Below are 3,975 nucleotides of genomic sequence, written 5' to 3'. Positions count from 1 at the left end.
CCTCCATCATCGGAAGGCCTCGACTCTTATCCAGCCACCGCCACGCCGCTGCTCCTCGTCCCTGCCTCTACACCCTCAAATACGAAGAGCCAGTTTGCCGTTTTCGCTCCGGATCCTGAGTTGGGAGACCGCGCCTGAGCTTGCCGGCGGTGAGGTGTTTGACTGGGCTCAGCAGCACGGGGTGCACCTGCTGGGGGTGCTCCCCCAACAGAAGGCTTCCCGCGTTAAATTGCTGAGGGCGCGTGCAGCTTCCGAGAAACGGGTCGGTCAGCGCTACAGGTTCGAGACCTCCGACGAGCAGAATCTGCTCGACAGATATTGGACGGTCTCTTTGTCCTTCAGCAATTTCTTTGTGCCGTTCCGCAAACGTTGCCTGTCCGGGGACGCGGTCGGGAGCTACGATTCTCCGATGACGCCGTATCGGAGACTTCATACGCTGGGCTCTACGGAGGTCCGCTCACGGACTGAGCAAAGTATGAGTGCCCTGGACCCCGTGATGCTTCGTCGTCAGATGCATGGTCTCCAGCGGGTGCTCCTCAACAACCTGTGAGAGGGGGAGTGGCTTCGAGCGGTGTGCCGACTGGTGTTGCGAGCAGAGTCTTGATGTAGGAGTAGAACTTGTCCGTGTCGATGCGTTCCACGGCGATGACGTTGGCTTCGCTGAGCGGAGCTTTCCAGTCAAAGACTGTAGTTCCCCGGGTATGTTCTCCGAACAGCTCCACGTGCATCCTGTAGTGCTTCTCTTCGAGAACGACCCCGGGGTCCACGGCTATCAGAGCTGCAAGCGAGTCGCAGTGGATTGAGCCAGTGAGCCCTGCCTGTACGTTGAAGTCGAATGTTTTTGCATTGGCCTTCACAAAGAAGTCGCTGAGCTCAGTGCCGAGTGCCTCTACTCCTGCGATACGTGTTTGGTCGAAGGCGGCGTAATTGATGCTTAGGGGATCCCAGGACACCACTTTCAGGCATGGGAAACCCGCTCTGAAGACGATATCGGCAGCTTCCGGGTCTACATACATGTTGTACTCAGCCGCGGGGGTTACGTTACCGCGGCCGTTGATCGATCCGCCCATGACTACGAGCTCTGCAACACGTGACGCGAAGTCTGGGTCTTTTCTCACCGCCAAGGCGATGTTAGTCAGCGGACCGATAGCCACGATCTTCAGGCTTCCCTCGTGTTCCGTTGCTGTGCGAATGAGAGCATCTGTTGCGTGTTCCTCGCTGGGCTTATCAGCCCGATTCCTTCGTTGTCCTCCGACGCCGTCACCGTGGACCTCGCTGGCGCTTTTCCAACGTCTGACCAGTGGTGTGGAAGCTCCCAGATGTACCGGAACTTCTCCTGCACAGCCTGCTTTTTCCATAGTGAGGAACGCGTTGTGTGCCTGCTGCGTGAAGTCGATGTTGCCCGCCACGATGGTGATGGCTTGTAGGTCTGCACGGGGATCCAGCAGACCGACCAATAGGGCGAAACAGTCGTCCGCGGCGGTATCGGTGTCGATAACGAGAGGTGTGACCATAGTAAAGTTTGGGCTTCAGGGATTAGAGCGAATAATGACGATTGAGGCGGGTTTCCACTGCGGACAGCACTCCGTAGGCCGCAAGACTGACGGCAATGAGCACTGCGGCCCCAGACCACACCGCACCGAACTGACTGGTGGCGAAGTCGCGGATTAAGAGGTTCCCGATGCCGTTTCCTGTGGCCATCCACTCGGCGAGAGTGGCACCCGCTAGAGCCAAGGGAAGGACAATGCGGGCAGATGAGACGAACGCTGGTACGGCATAGGGCATTTGGACTGAAATGAGGGCTTTGATTTTTGAACCTCCCATGCTCGCAACTAGGTCTCGCGCCAGTACAGGGCTGGAGGCAAAGGCTCGTGCGATAGTGACGTAGGCGGGAAAAAACGTCACAAGGGTGATGATGACCGTCACCCCTGGCAGTCCACGTCCAAAGGTTAGGGTGAGCACCGGCACCAACGCCACAAGGGGTAGTGCGCGGATCGCCACGGCCAGCGGAGATATTGTCCGCTCTACCACTGGTGAGAGAGAGCTGACTGTCGCCAGCATGAAGGCGGCGATCAGGCCAACGGCGTAGCCTACGCCTGTGTGGGTCAGGGTCACTCCCAGCGCCTCCAAGATCACTTGACGTCGCTCGGCGCTTTCGGGCCCGCTGAAAAGGTGGCTCCAGACATCCAGAGGTGTCTTGGCGAAGTAGGGATCAAGTGAAAAGAGCAGAATGGTCCCCCACCAGAGGGCAAGGATGACCAAGACAGAGAGCGCCAGTGCACCGATCTCCGCAGCCGTTCCCTTCCCCCTCGGACGTGGGGCCTGAATCTTGACCCCGGAGTGCAGGCTGACCTCCTGTGCGACCCAAGGAGTCAGGCGGCGGCCTACGATACCGAGGACCAAGTACGCGGCCCCTGACACCGCGGCCATAACGAAGGCAATGGACCAAGTTCTCGGAATCTCGTAGGAGGACTGGGCCTGCAGCAGCAGCACTCCCAGGCCGTGTGTCGAGCCGAGCCATTCCGCGAGGATTGCACCCACCAGCGCTGCGGGTGCAGCGATCTGTAGCGCGGTGAAGAGATGGGGAAGCATGGACCAGAGGCGGACCTTCAACAGAACTCTGGAGCTGCCGCCGCCCATTGAACGTACAACGTCTTCTGATGTAGCACTTCCGCTGCGAAGTCCTACGAAGCATGCCGAGAGAGTCGGAAAGAAAACCGCAATGGCAGCAAGGGCCTGTTTTGCTGTGTCGCCCTGGAAGAGGATAACCAGGATTGGAGTGATCACGACCAGCGGGACGCACGCCGTGACTGCAGTCACTCGGAACAGGACTTTCTCCGTGAGAGGCACCTGCACGAACATGAGGGCAAAGAGTATCGCTGCAGTGTTTCCGGCCACGAAGCCGACTGCGGCGTTGTAAACGGTGGCAGAAACGTTCCGCGGCAGCACACCAATATCGTTCACCAGTGCCCTGAAAGTCTCGGGGGGACTGGGAATGATGCGCTCCGCTGGCTCTCCCAGAGTGGCCAACATCCATACAAGGATGAGCAGCGAGAATACCGTTGCCGGAACGAGGACACGTGCGGTCCGCGACGGAGCCGTTTTCGATGAGGTAGCGGTCATCAGCGTCTTCCGAACAAGCCACTCGACAGGTAGCTGACCAGGCTGTGAAACTCGGGGTCGTCGAGGAGTTCAGATCGTCGGGGTCGGGGAAACGGGACCTCAACTATTTCCTCAATGCGGCCGGGCCGGGCCGCCATTCGCACTACTCGGTCCGCCAAGAAGACAGCCTCGTCGACCGAGTGAGTCACCAGTAGCGTCGTCATGGATGACTCTTCCCAGATGCGTTGAAGCTCTACATTGAGGTGGTGGCGAGTCATCTCATCCAGGGCACCAAAGGGCTCATCCAGAAGGAGCACCTCGGGCTGTATCGCCAGGGCACGAGCCAAGGAGACACGCTGACGCATGCCGCCGGAGAGTTGGTTGGGACGTGCATCGGCAAACTGCGATAGTCCCACCAGATCAATCAGTTCATCGATCAGCCCCATGTCCTTCTGCCGGGACATTTCCAGTGCCAACCTGATGTTATTGCGCACGCTGCGCCAGGGTAGGAGCGCGGCATCCTGGAACGCCACCCCGATGCGATGGCGGGTGCGTAGCGCGTCGGGAGATTCTCCGTGTACGGTCGCTGTGCCGTTGGTGGCTTCGTCGAGTCCGGCAAAGATTCGCAGCAGTGTGGACTTTCCGCATCCGGAGGGGCCGAGGAGGGCTACGAATTCACCCTGTCTAGTGTCCAGATGGATGTCCGTTAACGCATCCACCGTGGCGTTTCCCTGAGCGAACGACTTACTTAGGCCCTGTGTTTTAAATCCGGGGCGCACATATTGCTCAGAGACGTCAGCATTCGTGAACTGGGATGTGTGAAGCGACCCAGGTTTGATGCCGCATCTTTCTAAGCTGAAAGGATGCAGTCAT

General features: G+C 58.9%; 3 protein-coding genes. All 3 read right to left on the bottom strand.

From position 1 onward, the window contains the following. Positions 1-536: 536 nt before the first annotated feature. From RH857_RS13380 to RH857_RS13370, 3 genes are read right to left on the bottom strand one after another with little or no spacing between them, the layout of a single operon-like run. The gene (locus RH857_RS13380) at positions 537-1,514 is read right to left on the bottom strand and encodes a nucleoside hydrolase (RefSeq protein WP_310538472.1); all 978 of its coding nucleotides are present in this window, start codon (positions 1,512-1,514) and stop codon (positions 537-539) included. Between the two features lie 22 nt (positions 1,515-1,536). Then, positions 1,537-3,123 (bottom strand): ABC transporter permease, encoded by a 1,587-nt coding sequence (locus RH857_RS13375; protein ID WP_310538471.1) that lies wholly within the window; start codon positions 3,121-3,123, stop codon positions 1,537-1,539. Then, a complete protein-coding gene (locus RH857_RS13370) occupies positions 3,123-3,821 on the bottom strand; it encodes an ABC transporter ATP-binding protein (protein WP_310538470.1) in 699 nt (232 codons plus the stop codon). The genes RH857_RS13375 and RH857_RS13370 overlap by 1 nt, the downstream gene beginning before the upstream one ends. Between the last annotated feature and the right edge of the window lie 154 nt (positions 3,822-3,975).

It is taken from the genome of Nesterenkonia flava (assembly GCF_031432335.1).
Lineage (GTDB): Bacteria > Actinomycetota > Actinomycetes > Actinomycetales > Micrococcaceae > Nesterenkonia > Nesterenkonia flava.
This window is presented reverse-complemented; position numbering and strand designations above follow the sequence as displayed.